A 23,096-nucleotide genomic window follows, 5' to 3' on the forward strand; every position below is an offset into this window, starting at 1 on the left:
GAATGGAATGAGTCGGCGGTTATTAGTTACTGGGGGTGCGGGGTTTATTGGGGCGAATTTTGTCCATCACTGGTGTCAGGTTTATCCAGATGATCGGGTGGTGGTGTTGGATGCGCTTACCTACGCGGGGAATCGTCTGAATTTGGCGTTGGTTGAGGGAAGAGAGAGTTTTCGGTTTGTGCAGGGGGATATTTGCGATCGCACCATCATAGACGAGTTATTATCAACGGAAAATATAGATACTATCGCCCATTTTGCTGCTGAATCTCATGTTGACCGTTCAATTCTTGGGCCGGCGGCTTTTGTGCAAACTAATGTGGTGGGAACTTTCACGCTGCTGGAAGCTTTTCGCCAATATTGGGAGGCTAAAGCACAGCCATCTGATTATCGTTTCCTACATGTTTCGACTGATGAAGTCTACGGTAGTTTGGGCGCAGATGATGCAGCTTTTTCTGAAACTACACCTTACGCTCCTAATAGTCCCTATTCAGCTTCAAAAGCTGGTAGCGATCACTTAGTGCGTGCTTATTATCACACTTATAAACTTCCGACAATTATCACAAATTGCTCTAATAATTACGGGCCTTATCAATTTCCCGAAAAGCTAATTCCCCTGATGTGTATCAACACTTTGATAGGTAAATCATTACCTGTTTATGGCGATGGTAAAAATGTGCGTGATTGGCTTTATGTGGGCGATCATTGTCGTGCTTTGGATGTGGTAATCAATCATGGTCAACCAGGGGAAACCTACAATATTGGTGGCAACAATGAGGTGGAAAATCTCAACCTGGTGCAGCTTTTGTGTCAAATGATGGATGAATTAGCACCTGATTTACCAGTGCATCCAGCAAAGGAGTTGATTACTTTTGTCAAGGATAGACAGGGACATGACAGGAGATATGCAATTAATGCGAACAAGATTAAAACTCAGCTTGGTTGGACACCTTCAGTAACAATTGTTGAGGGTTTACGTTTAACTGTTGAATGGTATCTCAATCATCGTGATTGGTGGGAACCTCTGCTGTCTGCGGAATATCAAGTTTACTATCGCAAAAATTATCTGTAGAATGACCTAAAATTGGGCTAACTCTCACGAGTAACGCTCTCAAATTTTTATGAGGAACTAACTCGACTTAAAATTTTTCCTGGTGTTGGTATTCTTGCTGGTACTAGCTTCTGGCTCATATTGCTGTCTCCCCTGCTGCCTTACTTATTCTCACGGCTTTAGGTACTCCTTTTTCAATAAATTCAGGACTTACGCAAACAATAGCCGAAAAGAAAAACTTTCTTGTTAGGGCAATTCATGAATTGCCCTACAGCGTTTGGTTTTGCATAAATCCTAAAATTATCTCGTTCCCACAATTTCTCTAGATAATGACTATCCTTGAATATAAGGGAATTAGATCAGCGTAAACTGCCAGCAGGTGTAAGATGCTGCAACCAGAACAGATATTACAAGATCGTTATCAAATCCAACGTCAACTTGGTGACAATGGGATTCGTCAAACTTGGCAAGCATTGGATTTACAAGCCTCTGATGGCGAAAATTCGACCGTTGTGGTCAAACTTTTAGCCTTTGGCGGTACTGTACAGTGGGATGATTTAAAACTTTTTGAGAGGGAAGCGCAAATTCTTAAACAGTTAAGTCATCCCCGTATTCCTAGATATATAGATTATTTTTGTATCGACGATCGCACACTCTGGTTTGCCTTAATACAAGAATATATCCCTGGTGAGTCGCTTAAAGAAAAACTTGCTGTTGGCAAAAGGTTTACTGAAAAGCGAGCCAGAAAAATCGCCGGTGAGATTTTAAATATTCTCATGTATCTACATGAGTTAAATCCAGGGGTGTTACATAGAGATATTAAACCGAGTAATTTAATCTGGGGCGAAGATAATCGGATTTATTTAGTTGATTTTGGCGCAGTTCAGGATAAAGCGGCAAGGGAAGGCGTTACTTTCACCGTTGTGGGTACTTATGGTTATGCCCCAATGGAACAATTTGGTGGCCGAGCAGTTCCAGCTTCCGACCTCTATGCACTGGGTGCGACTCTGATTCATTTGCTCACTGGGACTTGCCCCTCTGATTTACCTCAGCAGGATTTGCGACTGCAATTTACAGACCGAGTTCATCTCAGTCCTAGTTTTGCCAGTTGGCTACAAAAGTTAATAGAACCCGCTCCCGAACAACGATTTCCTGATGCCCGCCAAGCGCTGAATGCTCTAAAATCTGGTCTGGTTGTGAAATCTGCAAACAGAAATCAGCTTTTACCGCTAACAGAAATAATCAACAATTCTGGATGCGGCATAAGTAATCAGAATGAAATAGTCCCAGAGGAAATTCTCGGTTGGAACTGGGGCGCATTTCTTATGCCTTGGTTGTGGATGTGGCCGAATCAGGTATGGTATGGGCTATTCTGTTTTGTACCACACGGTTGGTGGTTAATGGCGATCGCACTCGGTGCAAAAGGCAATGAATGGGCTTGGAAAAGTAGGCATTGGCGCAGTATTGAACAATTCAAAGCCCATCAAAGAGGCTGGGCGATCGCTGGTATTCTCATTGGAGCGCCTATTAGTATTATGCTGTGGGTTCGAGCGATCGCTTTGCTCAAATCTGCAATGTAAGCTAAGTCTTTTGGGTAAATATCAAGTTAAGAAAAATAGAGTCTTGTCAAGAGGGGCCCACTAATTGGCTCAACTCAACACAAGGGTGCTGAGTTGAGTCATGAGTAAACCACGGAAAAAACAAGGGAATCCAGACTTTCGCCATCGTGTAACGGCACCAGCGCCTGATAGCAAGGAGATTGAATCACGATTATTTGAACTACTTAGTCCAGGCACATTTGCGAATCTCAAAGATGTAAAAGATAAAGAACGTAGCTTACCCTCACAGTATGAGACGTTGGGTTTCTAGTGGTAGATTCATTAATAAAATTCTGCACGTAACTGATTGACAACCCGATCTAATCCCACGGAATGAGCGGCTTTGAATAATAAACGATCGCCTGTTTGCACAAATGTCTTCAACCTAGCCACTAACTCGGCATGAGTTGCAAAGCATTCCGATGGGATACCTTCGGCACTAATAGCCATGGCTTCGGCATCTTCTCCATCCACCAAGACCAACAAACCGTCTAAATTCAACTTTCGTACTGTTTCTCCCACTCGCTGGTGCAATTGCTGCGATCGCTCTCCTAATTCTTTCATTGCCCCCAATACGGCAATTTTCCGCTTTCCGGGTGTGTCTGCCAATAATTGCAACGCTGCAATCATTGCTTCTGGTGCAGCATTATAAGTTTCATCTAAGATTATCACATCATTGGGCAAGGTAAATCGCTGCGATCGTCCCTTGGGCATATCTACCTCCACACCTGCTTTCAGGCTTGCCCAATCGATTCCCAACACCTTTGCCACTGCTAAAGCTGCTAAGAAATTAGTCGCATTGTGACGACCAGGTAGAGGTAGAGGCAGTTGGATTCCTGCAACTTCCACCTGGTCGTTATCAATTAACTGCCCTTGGATATCCCCACCAGAAAAGCCGTAAGTTAAAACTTCTCCTTGCCAAACTTTCGCCGCAGTAGTCATTAATAAAGGATTGTCGTGGTTGAGAATTGCCACACTATCAGCAGACATTTCAGCTAATAACTCACATTTTGCTTCAGCGATCGCTTCTTCGGAACCCAGTAATTCAATATGTGCCGTCCCTACATTGGTAATTACTCCAATTGTTGGACGCGCTATTTGTGTCAGTTCGGCAATTTGTCCCCTACCCCGCATCGCCATTTCAATCACAGCGTAATCGTTTTCTGTGCCAAGTTCTAGGAGAGTTTTCGGAACACCAATTTCGTTGTTGTAATTTCCATAAGTTTTGTGAACTCGTCCCTTTGTTCCTAAAACTGCGGCGATCAATTCTTTGGTTGTAGTTTTACCCACAGAACCTGTTACGCCAATTACAGGAATATTAAAGCGATCGCGCCACCATCTGGCGATTTTCTGATATGCCTGGAGGGTGTCTTTTACCTGTAATACCGGAAAACCGGGATTTTCGTATTCAAAATCTACAATTGCAACTATTGCACCCTTTGCGATCGCAGTTGGCACAAATTCATGTCCATCAAACTTATCGCCTCGCAAAGCGACAAATACTTCATCCGGCTTTAGGGTACGGCTATCTGTTTGTATACCGCAACTTACTTGTGTTAAAGCAGTTTCAGATAAGTTTATCGGACTGGCCAAAAGAACTTCAACCAGTTGGGTTAGAGTGGCAGAACAACGCATAAGTAATTTACAATTTAAAGTTCAAAATTATAAAATCGAATTATGACACAATACTAGATTGAACAACAAGATTTGCGATTTCTCGAAAAAGTCCTAAATTTCAGCCTATTCACAATAACACCAAAAATAGTGCCAAAGAAGCTTAAGTCCTTTGGCACGCCTTTTTTAGAAGCTATTTATAGAAATACTCAGTAAGCATAAAACTCAGTCACAAAGCGTGCTGAGAGTGTCAAATAGTTTAATTAAGCAGATGTTTTATTGTCCTATCCCCGGTTTTTAATTAAGATTACTTCCATTATTTGTACTGCTATCTCACGAGAAACACCTAAAGCTTGATATAGATCATTTAAGAAGCTTTTTTCTTCTTCAGCTACAACACCTTCAGCTAAGACTAAATCAGTGGCTACTGCAAAGGCTGCTTCCCGCAAGTCTTGAGATAGAGAATCCTTGGCTGCATCAAATAAAGCATTAAAACCATCCCCCTGGAGAATGCCCAATATTTGGTCAAACAGCCTGTTCATCATCTCATGAGGATAACCTGTAAAAAGTTTCATCCGAGACAGCACAAAAGTGATAGAATTTGCTTGCTCAACAGAAAGATAACCGTCTGAAGCTGTTGCCGCCAAGACAATAACAGCAAAAGCTTCGGCTGAATTGAGTGCTGTTTGGGTTTGGTTTTCTGTACCCAACACAGCGTCGAATAGACCCATCTGTAGTAACTCCTTGGTTAGAGTCTCAATAGCGGTACAGTTACCTGTATGTTTGGTAGATTTACAGATAAGGCTGTAACGCTGTGAGACTTTCATGCTTTAGTATTCCCAAGATTTATCCACAGCGAACACTTGCACCCAAGGGCTTTTGGCAAGAACTACAATTGCCATTTGTAAACTTAGCGTTCTTCTGCCTTTTCTATTGTTTCAATTACCGCTAAACCTATACCAGAAGCTGCTATTAACAGTACTGCTGATAACAAATAGGCATTAGTCAGCATCCGTAGGGCTTCACCGAAAAAAATGTAGGTGGTCATTGCTTCACCTTTTGAAATTTGTGCTGCTAGTACTTTTTATTTCTCCACACCCTGATAGGTGAATTTCGTTGAAAAACTGCTAGCAATTGCATCTTAACAAAACTTTAGCTCTTTCAGAACCCCATTAAAACTTTTTATTTCTGAAGATTTGATGAACTTGACAAAAAAGTGCATTAAGCATGGGGCATCAGAGGCAGAGCGAAAGACTTACTACAACTTCTCCTCTACTCCCCTAACATCTCAACTCGGCATTGGTTCAGATTGATGAACTGGTATTGCAATCACAAATTTTGTACCATCTCCTAGCGTGGAATCACACCATATCTTGCCATGATGTTTTTCTGTGACTATTTGGTAGCTGATGGATAAGCCCAAACCTGTTCCTTTGCCGATAGCTTTGGTGGTGAAGAAAGGATCAAAAATGCGTGTTCGCACTGTTTCAGTTATCCCCGATCCATTGTCGGCGATCGCAATCTGCACCCAATTATCAGCCGTCACGTGAGTTGAAATCCAAATTTTACTGGGCTGTTTTTGTCCATCGGCTTTTATCTGTTGTCGGTCAGATTCCTGCAAAGCATCGATCGCATTTATCAATAAGTTCATCAATACCTGATTAAGTTGTCCTGGATAGCACTCAACCAAAGGTAATTGACTATAGTCTTTAGCTACTTCAATTACTGGAGACTCTGGTGTTGCCTTAAGGCGATGTTGCAGAATCAGCAGTGTATTCTCAATACCCTCATGAAGATCAACAGCTTTGAATTCAGATTCATCCAGGCGGGAGAAGTTACGGAGAGATAAAACAATTTCCCGAATCCGCTCAGTGCCAATTTTCATCGATTGCAGCACTTTGATCAGGTCTTCATTCAGAAAGTCGAGTTCCACATCATCCAAAGTTGCTTGGAGCGTTTGGGGCGGATTCGGGTAGTGTGCCCGATAGCAGTAAATCAATTTCAGCAGGTCTTGAGTGTAGCTATCAATATGGGTAATATTACCATGAATAAAATTGACAGGATTGTTAATTTCGTGGGCAATTCCAGCAACCAGTTGCCCCAAACTCGACATCTTTTCAGTTTGAACTAGTTGCAGTTGAGTTTTTTGAAGCTGAGTTAAAGCTTGCCGAAGTTCTGTTGAACGTTGCTCTTTTTCAGTCAGCAGTGTTTTGACGCTTTCGATCAGATTATTGAATGCAGTCGCGAGGATGCCTGTTTCATCCTTGGTAATCACGGGAATTTTCAGGTCAAAGTTAGAATTCTGGGTGACTTGCTGCGCCACCTCTGTCACCAATTGCAGTGGTTTGGCAATACTGCTCGAAATTTTCCATCCTAGAATTAATGCCAAAATCACACAACCTAAACTGGTGATAACGATCACAATCATTGTCGGTCGAGCTTGGGCGATCGCCTGATCATACAGCGATGACCACTCTAGAATGACAGCACCATCGACCTGATTTTGTTCACCCTTCAGTGGAATGACAATGAGTTTAATTCCTTGGGGATAATCAACACTGTTTTCCAAAAAGGTTCTGGTCTTGCCATCCTGTATTGTTTGCTGAATTTCGTTGCCTTGGTCATGCTCAAAAATGGTGCCGACATTTTCACGAACGGCATCTGCCAAAATCAGTTTTTGCCGATTGACTACCACAATGTCACGCTTTTGCAGATCGTGCAGCAAATTGGTGTAGTGTTGCAGTTCGTCTGAACGTTCAATAAAAATAGGTTTTTTATCGTAATAAGCATTATGGGCGATTGAAGTAGCAATCACTTGGGCAACGTGTTCAGCTTCTGAGATCGCTAGAGTTTCAGCAATTTTCTGGCTTTGGGCGATCGCAACTGCACCAACAACACTCGTTAATAAGGAAACACCAACAAAGCTTCCTACCAGTTTGTGAGAAATTTTCATAACGATAGGTCAGCCATAACCGCGTCAGTATCTAGTGTTCCCAAATCCTCACAGAGAGTTGAGGCTATTATCCTTGGTAACTGCGATCGCAAGTATCTAAACCTCGTCTACCTTGAGAACCGTAGTTTTGTAGGTTGGGTGCAGCGATAGCGTAACCCAACATAAAATTTGGTGATAATGTTGGGTTGCGTTTCACTCCACCCAACCTACATAAATATATATATCTTTTAAAAAACTCTAGGTTTCAACATAGATGAGGTTTATATCAGGTATTTTGTGAAATGGGATAAACAACAAAAGCTTAAAGTAAACAGGGTTCAATCGTCGCTACAACTGATTGAGAAAGAGTATCAAAATCGTAACCACCTTCTAAGCCAAACAGAATTTTACGAGTTAGCCCTAGACAATAATTAGTAAATAAAGCATAGTCTTCTGGCTGCAAATTGATACTTGCTAGAGGATCTGCGGCATTGCCATCATAACCAGCACTCACAATCAGTAAATCCGCTTGAAAGTTGGCTAAAAACGGTATGACTTGTTTTTCAAATAGTGGCTGATATACTGCAATATCACTACCAGGAGGTACTGGTAAATTTAATACATTATTATGAAAACCGCGTTCTGTGGCTCTCCCGGTACCGGGATAGCATGGATATTGATGTAGGGAACAGTAGGCGATGCGTGCTTGGGTTTCGACGATCGCCTGAGTACCATTACCATGATGCACATCCCAATCGAGGATGGCGACGCGGTTAATTCCGGGTTGTTCGAGGGCAAAGAAAGCAGCGATCGCAGCATTAGAAAATAGGCAAAAGCCCATCCCAGTATTACTTTCTGCATGATGTCCTGGGGGACGTGCTAATACAAAAGCTGGATTAGCCGACTTTAATACAGCCTCGACACCATCCAACCATGCACTGACTGCCAGCAATGCCACATCATAACTACGTGGGGAAACTGGCGTATCTCCATCCAAAGGGCCGCCACCACTAGAAGCGATTTGCCAAAGTTTTTTGATGTAGGCTGGGCTATGAGCTTTAACCAACATAGACATCAGTGATGGCTGTTCTGATGTTGGTGTGGGCGATCGCCAGTCAATTTTATCTGCGAATGTAGCTGCTTTTAGGGCATTAGCGATCGCACTTAAACGTTCTGGTTTTTCGGGATGGTATTTTCCAGTTTTGTGATCTAAAAATTCGTCGGAATAAATGACTGGCAGCATAGGACAATAAATAATTCGTAATTCGTAATTCGTAATTCGTAATTATGTCTTGTGACCGAATTTTAACCCCGACACAAAACAAGCTGTTTATAGAAACGGGGGTATCAACCCTTATTCAATTATGAATTACGAATTATGATGAATGCTATTGTATCGTTACTGGTACTAGAGAGTTGGTCGTTTACTTTCGAGGATTTCTGTTGCTTTCTGTTCAGAAAGTGGGCGGTAGAATAAATAACCCTGTATCTCATCACAGTTAATAGATTTCAAGAACTCCAATTGCTCTTCTGTTTCCACCCCTTCGGCTGTCAACTTCAATCCCAAGCTTTGTCCCAAGGTAACTATGGCCTTGATAATATGAGTTACTTTAGAATCCGGCTGCAAATCTTTCATGAAAGACTGATCTATTTTGAGATTATGGAGTGGCAAAAGCTGTAGGCGCGAGAGCGAAGAATGACCCGTACCAAAGTCATCAATGGAGATGTGAACACCCATCTGCTTTAGCTCCTCTAACACCGTTCTGGTAAAACCTAAGTCCTCAATGGCTGTGGTTTCCATAATTTCTAATTCTAAAAAGTGGGCTTTCAGACCCGTTTCCTCTAAAACTGTGGTTATAATCTCCACCAATTTGGGTTGGCGGAACTGCTTCAGAGAAAGATTAACAGCCATAGTTATAGGTGGCAATCCTGAATCTTGCCAGGTTTTATTTTGTATACAGGCTGTCCGTAGCACCCATTCGCCGATGGCGATAATTAATCCGCTTTCTTCGGCGAGAGGAATGAAAACACTGGGTGCAACCAATCCCATTTCTGGGTGCTGCCAACGCAACAGAGCCTCCATACCAGTAATTTCTCCTGTGGCAATGTTCACACGAGGCTGATAGTACACCGTAAATTCTTCACGTTCTAGGGCATAGCGCAAACTCTTTTCTAAAGTCAGAAGTTCAGGATTCTTGGCGCTCAGAGAAACACTATAAAATTGATAGTTATTTCGCCCTTTGTCTTTGGCGTAGTATAAAGCGGCATCTGCGTGCTGGATTAGTGTTTCGGCATCAGGACTGTTGTTATCAAGCAATGCAATACCGAGGCTGGCAGTCACATAAAGTTCATGCCCTTGGAGATGAAAAGGATCTTCTAAGGTTTGTAAAATTCTGTACGCCACTTGCGTTACTTCTTCAATATCAGTGACTCGCGGCAGTAGGATAGTAAATTCATCGCCTCCCCAACGGGCTATGGTGTCTCCCCCTCTGAGTAAATCTTGTAATCTTTGAGCGACGCTTTTTAACAATTGGTCTCCCAAAGTATGCCCCAGAGTGTCGTTAATAACCTTGAAGCGATCCAGATCGAGGAAGATCACAGCTAAACTTTCGTCATTCCGAGTGGCGTTGGGCAGAGTTTTACTAAGCAGTTCGTTAAATAGTAGGCGATTGGGCAACCCTGTCAACATATCATGGAGAGCTTGATAGCGAATCTTTTCTTCTACTTGCTGACGCTGCCGCGCACCAATGATACTAGCCGCCATTGTCAAAAGGGTAGATTCTTCGTGCTTTGACCAATGACGCTCAAAGGTGCAGTCTGCCAAGCCAAGATATCCCCAGCACTCATTCTCCAACCGGAGAGGCACTAAAAGAAGGGATTGGATGCCATCTCTAATCAGGAATTCTTGTTCGGCGATCGGAAATTTTTGGGTGAGTCCGCTAATTGACTGGCCGCTACAGAGAACAGTATACCAACGGTCTAATCCAGAACCTTGATAAAGCTGATTCTGCCAATGCTGGTGGGTAGATTCAATCAAAGATTGCGTCCATTCAAACCGCAAACTGACTGCTTTTTCCCCTGTAGCAGGATGGGGATGGTTCTGAAAAAGATAAGCCCGATCTGCCTTGGCAGCTTCGCCCAGTACAGCTAAAGCCCGCTCAATACCAGTTTCGTAATTCATTTCCCCCAGCAAATAATTAGCGGCTTCTGCAACTGCTTGCAGCAAGCGATCGCGCTGACGCAATTCGGCTGTAGCTTGTTTTTGCTCTGTAATATCCCTAATAATAAAAGTTCTAATTAAATCACTTTGAGGAAGGTAGAGAACGGATTGTTCAAAAACTTCTGTATCTACTTCCACCTCCCGCACAAAAGAATTATTTTCTAAATTCTTAACTGTACTCAAGAGTCCTGCTAATATTGGGTGTTCTGTCCCAACTTCCCTGAGTTTGGGAAACTTGAGAGCAGCAGCAGGATTGATATAAGTCACTATTCCCTCGAAATCCATCTCAATAATTGGATTGGGGATGAGTTCAGGGAAGGATGCTAGGCGAGCTAAGGCAGACTCACTAGCTGCTTCTAAGCTGGGATCGATCGCTAGGGTTTGAAAAGGATTGGCAGGACTGGCTTGTTCTGATAGGAAACCAGATAAGTCTTCAACATCAAAAGATTCAGAATATGCTTCTTCGGAAATGTTAGAAATAGCATAATATTTAGCCTGAGCTTGATTACTGCCAAAGGAAATGGTATCTCCATTTCTAAGATTATGAGAAATGGATTTAGTACCATTTATAAATAAGCCATTAGTACTTCCTTTACCCTTAAAGTTGCCATCAATAATCTGGAAGCCATATTGGTCAGTCTCTGGAACAGTTACTCGCAACAAAATTGCGTGTTGCATTGATACTGACCGGGAAACCAAGACAATGGTGTTTGCAGGATGCCGCCCCAGAGAATAAGTAGTCTCTCGCAGGGGGACAGTTCTCCGCCCTTGCAGGTCTTTGATGACCAACAGATGGCGTATTTTTTCCCGCTCATTTCCTAGCATGGCTGTTCCTCAAATTCTCATATATTTTTGTCTTAGTCTGAAAAATACAACTCCTAGAAGTGCGCTCTGAAAGTCTTAACTTCTAGGAAAACTTGCTTCATAAAAATTGTCACCACCTCCGTAGGCGTAGCCCGCCGCAGGCATCGCAAAATTGGTGTGAGTTGCAAACGAACCATTCTATTTATGATTGACCTCTTGAATAATATGGCTTATTGTTTAATCAGTTTTTGCGGTATAAGTTTTAGCTGTTTTCTAGACTTATTTGGACTTCCAAAAAATAAATTATCCAGTAGGGTATATTATGGCAAGTAACGTACCACCTACAGATAACAGTTGCGTTACGTTGTCGCAATGACACACCCTACAACCACGATGGTTGGTTGGAAATTTTTTTAACTGGAAGTCCCAAAGATCAGTTATAAGCTTTGTCCCTTCGTCTATTTAGCCAAACCTTGTCTTTCTTAGGATACCCAGAATAAAATCAAACACTGAATAGAATACATAGTATATTTACGGATTTTTATTCTGAGTGGTGGGGAAACTCCGAATTATATAAATAACCGTCTGATTTTTATTTTTTAGTGGCAAAAACCCCCCGTTGGTGTTCGCGTAGCGTCTCGTTAGAGAAGCCTATTGTAGATGAGGCAAGGAGAATAAACTGTTTCTAACACCTAAATTTTAAAAAGGATTATAGAGTAAACTAAAATACAGACCTTTTTCTTGTAATGTTCTTTCATTTGATTCAACTGATATTAAAGGAACGCCCCAATCAAGACGAACAGTGAAGCGATCGCCTTGTGACCAACGCAACCCCAGACCAACAGCAGCTAAAGTATTAGGGTTGGGATTCTCTCTATCCGAACTATTCCAGCCAACACCAAAATCCACAAAGGGAACAACCTGTAACGTGCTATCTATCTTAGGTAAGCGCAGAATTGGTACTTGAACTTCCGCAGAGACAAAAGTGCCATTATCCGTCAGCAGGTAATCTTGACGATAGCCCCGAATACTATCTTGTCCACCTAAGCCAAATTGCTCTAAAGGCAGAAGTGTTCTAGATGCAAGTTGCGTATTTAAACGAAATAACATTAAGGTTTCAGGAGCTAAAAGGCGTACCCACTGCGCTTGCCCTTGCCAAGCAAAAAAACGGCTATCGGGAGCATCTTGATTAATCGTGGGACTCAAGATATCTATACCCAAACTAAATTGAGAGCGGAGGGCGATGACTTGACGGCTGTTACGACTCGTCCATTCTTGAAAAAATCGGAATGCAGATACCTTGGTGCGTCCCTGTTCATCAGCCCCAGGCGAAAGTACAGAGCCGGGAAGCCCTTCTCTCTGTAGAAATGACGAAATATCACTTTCCCGTCGCGAGGCTGTCAACCCAAGGGCAAATTCTTGTGTCGGAGTTTGAACTATTGGCTGGCGGAATGTCAGTTCGTAATAGCGAGAATCTGAGTGGATATCTAAAACGTTGAAAGGAGGTTCAATGACATTGCTTGATGTGATGCCATAGTTGAAGGTAAGTGTCCCATTGCGGGGATTGAGTGGTAATGTATAGTTCGCGTCCAAGGAGTTGCTACCATCGGTATTAGTGTAAGCGACACCTAAAGCGTCTCCCAATCCCAATAAGTTGGCTTCATTTAATTGTAATCGGCGGCGAAAACTGCCAACACTAGGCGATCGCCCATTATCAAGAATTATCTGGCTACTAAAGGTTTTTGCCTCATTCACCTTGACTTCTAAAAGACTCGAACCATTCCGCGAGCCTGCTGAGAGTTCAGCAGACACGTTTTTAATCAAAGGATTCAGTTGCAAAAGTTGCAGTGCTTCTAGTAGACGCTGCCGATTCAGAGGCGCTGATGTCGCTATTGCTAGGCGGCTGCGGATATAATTCGGATTCAACCGCCGAGTTCCAGTTACTTGAATATCTTCTAATTTCCCTTCAACCACCTGAATTTTTACAACACCAGATTTGATTGTTTGGGGTGGGATGTATGCACCAGAGGTAATATAACCATTTCTAACGTATAGATCGGTAATTTTAGAACGTGCTTGATAAACTTGGGTCAGCGAGATCGGTCGTTTGATAAATTCAGCAGTGGCGAGGGCTAACTCTTCGGGACTGAAAACTGTGCTACCAAGAACTTCAAACCGTTCAACAACAATAGTTTGAGGAAAGTTGCCAAGGGGTGGTTCATCAGGTGGGGGAGTTGGGACAGAGGGGGGAAATAGTTCTGCTGGTGGGGGAAGTTGCTGAGGCAGTTCAGGTGACGGAAGTGGCGAAGGTACAGGTGGTTGTAAATCTTGTGGTGGTGGGAGTTGTTGTTGTGAAAGGATGAAAGTACTAGTTGGTAATTGTGTAGTATCAACAGCCTGAGCTTTCAGTGGATTAGAAGATATGCTGCTGAGTAATACAAGCATACTCAGTGGTAAGTGGGACGCTATAGGATTCTGAGGATATTTGTTAATCATCACACTGGACTATTTTTTGTCAGTAACTATGGGATTATACGGAAACTCTCTCAGATGTGAATCTTACTTCATCTTTTGCCGTTAAAGTTGATATCTTGGGCAAATCTCAATTTAAAAGCTTTCAATTTGATTAGTTGGTTGTCATCAAAGCCTTCTAGAAACGCAAAGTTTCGCGTCTCTACAACCCATCAAATGAAAACTTAAAAATAATAGTTTTTACTCCATATCCCTTTGCTGAAACATTCCCATCAATTTACGTTTACGAGCGTGGGTTTGCATCAAGTTTTCCCGATAGCTTAACCATTCAGCTTTTTTCCCAGATTCCAAGTAGGCGGCGCGGACTTTTTTTAACCATTCAACTGCATAGTAGTAATATTCTGCCTTCCCTCCATCCATAATCTTTTCGGCCCGGCGACGCGCATTAGCAATCACCCAAGTAGGATTGTGAGGGATAGCGGCATTCATGACGCGATGAATCAATTCTGAATAATAAGAACTGAGTTCACTAGCGATCGCAATTGCATCATCAATTAGCCCCTCATGCAAGAATATATCTACCTTGGCTGATTCTGTTCCCCAACTACTATAAGAAGTACGAATAATTCTCAGCAGGTCTGTTTTGACAGTTTCCCAGTTTTCCCCAGCCAATTCTGCCATCCTTTCGTAGTCAACAAAAGAAGGCTTGACTTGAAAAGCCGCCTTAATTGCTAATAAAGTAGCTTCACTATTACCCAACTCAACAGCTAAATCACTTGTCCAAATTCCTAATTCGTACTGACAATTACCTGGTAAATTTAACCCACTCTGGGCTATATCTAGTGCTTGCTGTAATGCCCCCTGTTCGCTTAGTGCTTTCGCTAGGGCAAAAGCCTCTTCCATTGAGTTCATCTGGGTTTGAGCAGCATCAATTGCTTCTTCCACTCTGCCCAAACGCCCTAACATTGTGAGATACTGCTGGGTTTGTCCTTCTGCTTCTGCTAAATAGAGGTATTCTTGGTAACGTTCTTGACGTTCAAGAATTTTTAGCCGAATTAGTGCCAAATCATCTGCATAGTCTGGCACGTCTTCTTCCCAAGCTCCCCTTTCGGTAATATTACCTTGGAGAACTTGCACTAGGGGCGGATAATCCCAACCTTGGCGTAAAGCTTCCATAACTAGGCCAAAATCAGCATTCCACTCATCTTGCCAAGCTTCCAAATTTATTTGAATATCAACTTTTTCTTCTGGAGTAAGTTCAGCAGTCAGAATTGCTTCACACCAAGCCTCATTTAATTCCCCAAGAATTTCATCATTTTCAGCGCCGTAGTCTGCGATGTCGTCCCAATTTTTCACACAAGTAAAGGTAATCGCTTCTAAAATAGCGATCGCATTTTCACCTTCTCCTCGTTCACTAAAAGCTACCGCAGTTTGCACCACACTTACCAATTCTTCGGCAATTGGGTCTTCTTCACACCCTTCCTCAAAGAAGCGCACAGCATCCCGGATAATTTGCCGGACTTGCCGCCGAAAAGGAGCCGGATCAATAGTCCGGCGGCGCACAGGTCTTATGATTGTTTCCTCGGCAATAGGATTCGTCATCCAACCTACATGACGGTCAATTGCGTCAATTAGTGGTGGATATTCTTTTACCAACTCTTGCAGCAGCCTTTGAGTTTGGATATGATCCAAGCGATCGAGTAGTTGTTCTAGGGTGGGGCGCTGCTCAATACTTTCTGAATCACGCGCACAGACAAGCATAGTCGCAACAATATGTTTGCACCACCCGTCAAAATTGTAGGCACAGGTGCAGTTTGCTGAGGTTAACCCACTGCTATCGAAACTCAGATTGACATGATAATGTCTTGCTTCAGTACCTGCAACTTCCGCCTGAAGCAGATGACCACGTTGGGTAACAGCATGAACAGCACCAGCCTCATAATATGCCTCGCCGCGTTGGAAAGATTTGGCATTCGCATGACGGCGGATAGTAAATTCAGTAATTTGGGGAATAGACATCGAGCGATCGCCTGTGTAAATCCTCTGGATGAATCCTAAATCCAGCTTAGGTGTTAGGCGATCGTGCTGTAAAGTCATTCATTGGGCATTGATAAAGAGGCAGGGGGCAGGGAGGCAGGGGGCAGGGGGCAGGGGGGCAGGGGGAAACTCTTCTCCCTTGCTCACTGCTCCCTTGCTCCCTTCTCCCTCATCTCCCTCATCCCCTCATCCCCCCATCTCACTTTTAGAGTATAAAAAAAAATAAGTATCTAGATTTGACTATAATTACTTAAAACGTCCATCTTTTCGCCCGAAGTCAGTGAATCATAATTAAAGTTAGCAACACCCGAACGTTAAATCAGTAAATAGTTATCAGGTAGATGGTAGGGGATTTAAATCAGTTCGCAGTTTCCAGTGTTCACTGATAACTAGATGCTGGGGGTTTAAACCCAGCAACAAAACTGACAACTGATAACTGATAACTGTTAAAGGGGTTGCGCTGATTGTCGGTCAAGTTGAGAATAAATAGGCGAAGCAGACGGGGAACCTAACGTGAGTCAAGGATTTGATTACGATTTAGTCATTATCGGCGCTGGTGTAGGCGGACATGGCGCAGCCTTACACGCCGTAAGTTGTGGTTTAAAAACAGCGATTATTGAAGCTGCTGATATGGGAGGAACCTGTGTTAATCGGGGTTGTATTCCTTCTAAAGCGCTGCTGGCGGCATCTGGACGGGTGCGGGAGTTACGCAATGCCCACCACCTCAAATCGCTGGGAATTCAAATTGGTAGTGTGGAATTCGATCGCCAAGCGATCGCTAATCATGCTAATAGTCTCGTCTCGAAAATTCAAGGGGACTTAACCAACAGTCTCAAACGTCTAGGAGTCGATATTATCAGGGGTTGGGGAAAAATCGCTGGGGCACAAAAAGTTGCTGTCACTGGAGATGGTGGTGAAAAAATCATCACAGCCAAAGACATCATCCTTTCCCCTGGTTCAATTCCTTTTGTACCTCCAGGGATTGAAGTAGACGGCAAAACTGTCTTCACCAGCGACCAAGGAGTGAAGTTAGAGTCCTTACCCGACTGGATAGCGATTATTGGCAGTGGTTACATCGGCTTGGAATTTTCTGATATTTACTCAGCTTTGGGTTGTGAAATCACCTTGATTGAAGCCCTAGATCAGTTAATGCCAGGATTTGACCGCGACATTGCCAAACTTGCCGAACGGGTGCTGATTACTCCCCGCGATATTGAAACCAAAGTAGGGATATACGCCAAAAAAGTCACCCCTGGTTCACCAGTGGTAATTGAGTTAGCAGATTTCAAAACCAAAGAAGATGTAGATGTCATCGAAGTAGATGCTTGCTTGGTAGCTACAGGACGCATCCCGGCGACCAAAAATCTCGGTTTGGAGTCTGTGGGTATAGAACTCGATCGGCGGAATTTTATCCCAGTTGACGATCGCATGGCAGTGTTATCAGCTGGTGAAGTAGTGCCAAATGTCTGGGCAATTGGCGATGCTAATGGGAAGATGATGTTAGCACATGCGGCTTCTGCTCAGGGCATCATCGCGGTAGAAAATATAATTGGGAGGGAAAGAATAGTAGACTATCGCAGCATCCCCGCAGCAGCTTTTACCCACCCAGAAGTCAGCTATGTAGGTTTAACAGAAACCGCCGCGAAGGAGTTGGGACAAACCGAAGGGTTTGAAATCGCCACAAGTCGGAGTTACTTCAAAGGGAATTCCAAAGCGTTGGCAGAAAATGAAGCCGACGGTATAGCCAAAGTGATATATCGCAAAGACACAGGAGAAGTCTTAGGCGTTCACATTTTCGGACTGCACGCCTCAGACTTAATTCATGAAGCGTCAGCCGCGATCGCCAACCGTCAATCCGTCCAAAGCCTCGCACATCTAGTTCACGCCCACCCGACACTCTCGGAAGTCCTAGACGAAGCTTATAAACGAGCCATTTAGTCATTTGTCCTCTGTCATTTGTCCTTTGTCAATAAACAAGGACAAATGACCAATGACCAATAATTCGACTTACCTCGGCTTCGCTCGGCACAAGTCGCTCAGTACAAGTGACAAATGACCAATGACAAATGACAAATGACAAATGACTAATTATGCAAATCCGTCGTCGTTCCCCTAACCCAGCTATTGACGTGTCTATATTGCGTTATCAGGCTGCTGTACCTGATTCAGCGCCAAACAACATTTTGGAAGAAATTGTCTGGCAGAAAGAAGTAGAATATGACCTGATGCGGGAAAAGGTTCCTTTGCAAGAATTGCGAAAGCAGGTACTCACTGCGCTTCCAACCCGTGATTTTGTCGCTGCTTTGCGCCAAGGCAAGACTAAACCAGCATTGATTGCCGAAGTTAAAAAAGCTTCACCAAGTAAAGGCGTTTTCCGAGAAGATTTTGACCCAGTAGCGATCGCCCAATCTTATCAGCAAGGTAGTGCTAGTTGTCTTTCGGTGCTAACCGATGTCAAGTTCTTTCAAGGTAGTTTTGAAAACTTAGCCAAGATTCGGGCTGCTGTAGATTTGCCCCTATTATGCAAAGAGTTTATCATTTATGCTTACCAGATATACTTAGCGCGGATTCATGGTGCAGATGCGATTTTATTGATTGCGGCTATCCTGGGCGATCAAGATTTGAAATACTTCCTTAAAATTGCTAACAACCTGAAAATGGCAGCCTTGATTGAAGTCCATAGCTTGGCAGAACTTGACCGTGTGTTAGCCTTGGATGGAGTCTCCTTAGTAGGAATCAACAATCGCAATTTGGAAGATTTCTCTGTTGATCTGCAAACTACTTGCCAACTTTTGGCTGCAAGAGGTAGCCAATTGCAGGAGAAAAACATCCTTGTTGTCAGCGAGTCAGGACTACACAACCCAGATGATTTAAGTTTAGTGCTTACGGCAGGTGCATCTGCCGTACTCATTGGAGAATCTTTGGTAAAACAACCCGATCCCGGCGCTGCGATCGCCAGTATATTACCAAAGAATTTCTAAAATAAACACCTCCCCTGTACCTCTTATTGCAGGGCAACTAATGGGGCACACTATGCGTAGACACGCAGCACTTTGCTGTCAAATATTATCAATATCTTTGCCAAATCTTCATCGCTAATCAAATCAAAGCCATAAGCAACTAGTTATTTAGTATGTAACAATTCATTTACAAGAGATAAAATTTGACTAAGAGAAAATTCCAAATATGAAATCAAAATATAACTTCATGGAGCAAATTCCTCTACCTTCACCTATTCACTACGAACTTATACTTCAACTTTTAGAAAGACAAACTATGTTAGCAGTAAATGATAATCCAGATTTACGACATCAGGTAAATCAACTAATTATTACTCTCCGTAAAGCTGCGGTACAACAAAAACGACTAGAAGAAATTTGCGAATTTTCCTCTGTGACTGTCGATCATCGTTGGTCAATCAACCATCATAACGGTAGCAAAGTTGTTGCCCCCGATTGAAGCTGATAACTTAATATCTCAACCTCAAATTTGGCATCTTTGTTAAGATAATTTACTATTATCATAAAATAAATGTCTCTGTGTATTAAATGTCCAGATCCCCGACTTCTCGAAGAAGTCGGGGATCTAATTTTTCACGAATGATTTAGGATTGCTATATATACTTATTTTCTCTCTAAATCCTAACTCGCTTGTTTACAATTTATACAATCATTAGATTAATACTATAGAAAAAGACTGTCATCTTTCTCAAATTTTTAGATTGCAACAAGTTCATACTGATTTAGCGGAAACTGTAATTCAGCTAAAATATTTATGAGATTCTCTCTCCAATTTGACGAAAGATGAAATATAACAGCATTGATGAACTCTTCAGAAATAATCAGGCTTGGGTTGCGGAGAAATTAGCGATAGATCCAACTTACTTTCAAGAATTATCTAAGGGACAAACACCACCTTTTCTATACATCGGGTGTTCTGATAGTCGTTTACCCTTAACAAACCTGACTCGTACAGAACCAGGAGAATTATTTGTTCATCGTAATATTGCAAATCAAGTTTCTCTAACGGATATTAACTTTTTAGCTGTTTTAGAATACGCAATTTTACATCTTAAGGTGGAACATATTATCGTTTGTGGTCACTACGACTGTGGAGGAATTAAAGCAGCTTTAGAAGGGAGAACCATCGGAATTCTTGATAACTGGGTAAATCCAATTCGGGAACTGTATTTACAAAAACAAGAAGAAATTGATGCTTTGCCAACCAGAGAAGAACGTCTGAATCGTTTGGCAGAAATCAATGTGGTGGCGCAAGTGAAAAATCTGTACCAGACTTCTATCATGCGTCAGGCACTTTATGAGCGAAAAGCGCCTATGGTTCATGGCTGGGTACTAGATATACGCACAGGCTTAATCAAAGATTTGAATATCTCAACTGTGCAATGGCAATTACACATCTGCCCCTTGCTTCTAGAATTTAGACTCTATGCAATGTTAAAAAATGACAGCTAATTCGGGATTGACTGTCACAGAGATTAATACTTTATGAGAAGAATTCAGAACTCAGGAGGCATTATTCTGACTCCTGTTTTATAGACACGATAAATCATGTCTTTAGAGTTTTTTAATTCAAAAAAATATGGTATCTGTGATATATCCGTGCAGACATCAAACTCAAAAATTTTGTAGAGGCAATTAATTAATTGCCTCTGTCGAGATGGTTACACCCAAGCTACTCGTACAAAGAATTATTTCTTAGCAATTATCCATACTGCATGAATAATTCCAGGAATGTAACCGAAAAGCGTCAATACTATATTGATCCAAAAATCTATACCAAAACCTACTTGTAAAAAAACTCCCAAAGGCGGCAAGAAAATGGCACACAGAATCCGAACTAAATCCATTTAGACCTCCTGTTTATCTCACCAAAAAAGCTTGTTAGCGAAGTAATTCACCACTGTTCAAGCATATTTGTACTTCTCAAAGATAACATTCCATTTCTCAATCTAGGTAACAGTTAACATGTGGTAAACCGCACTCAATATTAGCCACCGCTAATTTTGGCTTTATAACCTAGCTTGGTCAAAATCTCGGCAATTTTCTGCTTGTGTTCGCCCTGAATTTCAATTTCGTTATCTTTAAGTGTCCCACCTGTCCCACACTGGGTTTTCAACTGCTTTACCAAATCTGCCAAGGTTTCTGGTTTAGCTTGAAAACCGCTAATCACTGTGACAGTTTTGCCTTTGCGTCCTTTACGGGAAGCTTGTACTTTAAGATTTTGTTGTTGTGGGGGCAGTTCTGGAATTGGTCTTTCTGTGGCGGCGGAGTTGTCGTTACCAAATTCGCGGTAAACGAAGCTTTTGTCAGAAGATTTAGAATTGGAAGAAGACATAAAATAAATGTTTAAGAAAGATTTCAAAGGCAGTGGAAACTTCTACGCGACCATTCTGCTGGGATATCAATTTCAGTAGGTCGGCGCAGTTAAAGCTAACTGGCAAAGGCTGTCATTTGTCATTTGTCACTTGTACTGAGCGTAGTCGAAGTATTGGTTATTAGTAAGGGCTTTAAGTCTCTTTACGTTTTGTAATATAGTACTTGGGTTTTTTCGCGCCAACTTATTTATAGGCTAACATTACAAATCCATTGCGAGGGGTTGGACATTGGGCATTAGGTATAAAGAAGAGACAAGGGAGACAAGGAAGAGGGGGGAGACTTGTTCAATAATTCCCCCTTCCTTGTCCCCCTGCTCCCCTGCTCCCCGGCTTCTTTCCCCAGTCCCTAATCCCCAGATATGCTCCAGACTTTTCTATAATAATTAAGTCATTCCCCTCATGGAAAACAGCCTGTGACTACCACTCCCCTCTCTCCAAGTTCAACTGCTCAGATTCCTGATGCACTAGGTCGCTTTGGACGCTTCGGCGGTAAGTATGTACCTGAAACGCTGATGCCTGCCCTGGCTGAATTAGAAACAGCTTATCAGCAATACCGCAATGACCCTGGTTTTCAAGCAGAATTACAGCAGTTGTTACGAGACTATGTGGGACGCGCCACACCATTGTATTTCGCTGAACGCCTGACTGCTCATTATGCCCGTCCCGATCGCACAGGGCCGCAAATTTACTTAAAGCGCGAAGATTTAAATCATACTGGCGCTCACAAAATCAATAATGCCCTTGGTCAGGTCTTGTTAGCGAAACGCATGGGTAAGCAACGGATTATTGCCGAAACTGGTGCTGGACAACATGGAGTTGCTACAGCCACAGTTTGCGCTCGTTTTGGGCTGGAATGCGTAATTTATATGGGCGTTCATGATATGGAACGCCAATCTTTAAATGTTTTCAGAATGCGGTTGATGGGGGCTGAAGTGCGTCCGGTGGAAGCGGGAACTGGAACCCTGAAAGATGCCACTTCTGAAGCAATCCGCGATTGGGTAACAAATGTGGAAACAACTCATTACATCCTGGGTTCAGTAGCAGGGCCCCATCCCTACCCGATGATGGTACGTGATTTCCATGCAGTCATTGGCCAAGAAACTCGCGCCCAAGCAATGGAAAAGTGGGGCACACTACCTGATATTCTCTTGGCTTGTGTGGGTGGTGGTTCCAATGCAATGGGACTATTCTATGAGTTTATGAATGAGTCTTCTATACGGTTCATTGGGATTGAGGCAGCAGGAGAAGGTGTTAATACCGAAAAACACGCAGCAACCTTGACAAAAGGACGGGTTGGTGTACTGCACGGAGCAATGAGCTATCTATTACAAGATGAGGATGGGCAAATCATTGAGGCGCACTCAATTAGTGCAGGGTTAGATTATCCCGGTGTGGGGCCAGAACATAGCTATTTGAAAGATACTGGTCGCGCTGAATACTATAGTGTGACGGATGCAGAGGCAATGGCTGCATTCCAGCAATTATCGAAATTGGAAGGGATTATCCCAGCATTGGAAACAGCCCATGCGATCGCATATCTCGAAACCTTATGTCCCCAACTAAGCGGCAGTCCCCGAATTGTAATTAACTGTTCTGGACGCGGTGACAAAGATGTACAAACGGTAGCTAAGTTATTAGATCCAGCGTAAATCTACTAAGACAATCCGCAAATCGATAAATTGTTAGCGATCGTCATGGCTAGGTATCTGTGCTGCATCAGCGTCTGGAAAACATTGAAAGATTGCTACAGAGGTATTTTATCGGCTACTGAGATCGAAGCTTACGACCAGATGCAAAAGTAACAAAAAAGCGAGAACAGTGGCGTGCAAAATATATTGCACGGGTGTTACGTGTTGAAGGATTTCTAACTCCTCCACCAAAGCTAGTCGCACAGAGGCTTTAGTGGAGAAATTTATGCTATTTAAACCACGTCTATCTTGAAACCTGTAGTTCAACTCTAATGAATAAGGATTTGC

Annotated in this window: 20 protein-coding genes; 8 read left to right on the forward strand and 12 right to left on the reverse strand. The window is 42.8% G+C overall.

Translation table 11 applies throughout. The features are described from left to right. Window positions 1-7 precede the first annotated feature (7 nt). The 3 genes from rfbB (at window position 8) to HWQ36_RS09865 (ending at window position 2,917) form a co-directional block, all read left to right on the forward strand. Window positions 8-1,069 (forward strand): dTDP-glucose 4,6-dehydratase, encoded by a 1,062-nt coding sequence (gene rfbB / locus HWQ36_RS09855; RefSeq protein WP_292701285.1) that lies wholly within the window; start codon window positions 8-10, stop codon window positions 1,067-1,069. 365 nt (window positions 1,070-1,434) lie between these two features. Next, a complete protein-coding gene (locus HWQ36_RS09860) occupies window positions 1,435-2,628 on the forward strand; it encodes a serine/threonine-protein kinase (RefSeq protein ID WP_292701288.1) in 1,194 nt (397 codons plus the stop codon). 100 nt (window positions 2,629-2,728) lie between these two features. Further along, complete coding sequence (locus tag HWQ36_RS09865; RefSeq protein ID WP_292701291.1) at window positions 2,729-2,917, forward strand: hypothetical protein; 189 nt, start codon at window positions 2,729-2,731, stop codon at window positions 2,915-2,917. A gap of 11 nt (window positions 2,918-2,928) precedes the next feature. Here the strand turns inward: HWQ36_RS09865 and murF are convergent, their stop codons facing one another. The 9 genes from murF to HWQ36_RS09910 all read right to left on the reverse strand — a co-directional run bounded on the left by murF (window position 2,929) and on the right by HWQ36_RS09910 (window position 15,707). Beyond that, complete coding sequence (gene murF, locus HWQ36_RS09870; RefSeq protein ID WP_292701293.1) at window positions 2,929-4,281, reverse strand: UDP-N-acetylmuramoyl-tripeptide--D-alanyl-D-alanine ligase; 1,353 nt, start codon at window positions 4,279-4,281, stop codon at window positions 2,929-2,931. Between the two features lie 263 nt (window positions 4,282-4,544). Further along, the gene (locus tag HWQ36_RS09875) at window positions 4,545-4,991 is read right to left on the reverse strand and encodes a tellurite resistance TerB family protein (RefSeq protein WP_292701345.1); all 447 of its coding nucleotides are present in this window, start codon (window positions 4,989-4,991) and stop codon (window positions 4,545-4,547) included. A 179-nt stretch (window positions 4,992-5,170) separates the two neighbouring features. Then, the gene (locus HWQ36_RS09880; RefSeq protein WP_292701296.1) at window positions 5,171-5,308 is read right to left on the reverse strand and encodes a hypothetical protein; all 138 of its coding nucleotides are present in this window, start codon (window positions 5,306-5,308) and stop codon (window positions 5,171-5,173) included. Window positions 5,309-5,548: 240 nt separating this feature from the next. Next, window positions 5,549-7,213: an ATP-binding protein gene (locus HWQ36_RS09885; RefSeq protein ID WP_366828734.1), complete on the reverse strand. Its 1,665-nt coding sequence runs from the start codon at window positions 7,211-7,213 to the stop codon at window positions 5,549-5,551. A gap of 67 nt (window positions 7,214-7,280) precedes the next feature. Then, entirely contained in the window at window positions 7,281-7,409 is a 129-nt protein-coding gene (locus HWQ36_RS09890; RefSeq protein WP_292701299.1) for a hypothetical protein, read from the reverse strand. Window positions 7,410-7,514: 105 nt separating this feature from the next. Next, window positions 7,515-8,435 (reverse strand): histone deacetylase, encoded by a 921-nt coding sequence (locus HWQ36_RS09895; protein WP_292701302.1) that lies wholly within the window; start codon window positions 8,433-8,435, stop codon window positions 7,515-7,517. A 165-nt stretch (window positions 8,436-8,600) separates the two neighbouring features. Then, window positions 8,601-11,237 carry an EAL domain-containing protein gene (locus HWQ36_RS09900; RefSeq protein WP_292701305.1) on the reverse strand — a complete coding sequence of 879 codons (2,637 nt, stop codon included), beginning with the start codon at window positions 11,235-11,237 and terminating at the stop codon, window positions 8,601-8,603. Window positions 11,238-11,915: 678 nt separating this feature from the next. Then, window positions 11,916-13,712 carry a ShlB/FhaC/HecB family hemolysin secretion/activation protein gene (locus HWQ36_RS09905; RefSeq protein ID WP_292701348.1) on the reverse strand — a complete coding sequence of 599 codons (1,797 nt, stop codon included), beginning with the start codon at window positions 13,710-13,712 and terminating at the stop codon, window positions 11,916-11,918. A 216-nt stretch (window positions 13,713-13,928) separates the two neighbouring features. Then, window positions 13,929-15,707: an SWIM zinc finger family protein gene (locus HWQ36_RS09910; protein WP_292701351.1), complete on the reverse strand. Its 1,779-nt coding sequence runs from the start codon at window positions 15,705-15,707 to the stop codon at window positions 13,929-13,931. Between the two features lie 531 nt (window positions 15,708-16,238). Here HWQ36_RS09910 and lpdA point away from each other — a divergent pair. From lpdA to HWQ36_RS09930, 4 genes are all read left to right on the forward strand, one after another. Beyond that, complete coding sequence (gene lpdA / locus HWQ36_RS09915) at window positions 16,239-17,663, forward strand: dihydrolipoyl dehydrogenase (RefSeq protein WP_292701308.1); 1,425 nt, start codon at window positions 16,239-16,241, stop codon at window positions 17,661-17,663. A 152-nt stretch (window positions 17,664-17,815) separates the two neighbouring features. Then, the gene (gene trpC, locus HWQ36_RS09920; RefSeq protein WP_292701311.1) at window positions 17,816-18,706 is read left to right on the forward strand and encodes an indole-3-glycerol phosphate synthase TrpC; all 891 of its coding nucleotides are present in this window, start codon (window positions 17,816-17,818) and stop codon (window positions 18,704-18,706) included. 226 nt (window positions 18,707-18,932) lie between these two features. Beyond that, complete coding sequence (locus tag HWQ36_RS09925; protein WP_163929097.1) at window positions 18,933-19,184, forward strand: DUF5340 domain-containing protein; 252 nt, start codon at window positions 18,933-18,935, stop codon at window positions 19,182-19,184. Window positions 19,185-19,528: 344 nt separating this feature from the next. Beyond that, on the forward strand, window positions 19,529-20,197 hold the full coding sequence (locus tag HWQ36_RS09930) for a carbonic anhydrase (RefSeq protein WP_292701314.1): 669 nt from the start codon (window positions 19,529-19,531) through the stop codon (window positions 20,195-20,197). A gap of 236 nt (window positions 20,198-20,433) precedes the next feature. Here the strand turns inward: HWQ36_RS09930 and HWQ36_RS09935 are convergent, their stop codons facing one another. Continuing rightward, the gene (locus tag HWQ36_RS09935) at window positions 20,434-20,592 is read right to left on the reverse strand and encodes a YqaE/Pmp3 family membrane protein (RefSeq protein WP_099065790.1); all 159 of its coding nucleotides are present in this window, start codon (window positions 20,590-20,592) and stop codon (window positions 20,434-20,436) included. 140 nt (window positions 20,593-20,732) lie between these two features. Further along, a complete protein-coding gene (locus HWQ36_RS09940) occupies window positions 20,733-21,080 on the reverse strand; it encodes a translation initiation factor (protein WP_179074202.1) in 348 nt (115 codons plus the stop codon). A 453-nt stretch (window positions 21,081-21,533) separates the two neighbouring features. Here HWQ36_RS09940 and trpB point away from each other — a divergent pair, with 453 nt between their 5' ends. After that, window positions 21,534-22,769: a tryptophan synthase subunit beta gene (gene trpB, locus HWQ36_RS09945; RefSeq protein ID WP_292701336.1), complete on the forward strand. Its 1,236-nt coding sequence runs from the start codon at window positions 21,534-21,536 to the stop codon at window positions 22,767-22,769. Between the two features lie 108 nt (window positions 22,770-22,877). Here trpB and HWQ36_RS09950 read toward each other — a convergent pair. Further along, window positions 22,878-23,096, reverse strand: a 219-nt coding sequence (locus tag HWQ36_RS09950) for a hypothetical protein (RefSeq protein ID WP_292701339.1), incomplete at its 5' end; no start/stop codon positions are given.

It is taken from the genome of Nostoc sp. NMS2 (assembly GCF_017115105.1).
Taxonomy (GTDB): Bacteria; Cyanobacteriota; Cyanobacteriia; order Cyanobacteriales; family Nostocaceae; genus Nostoc.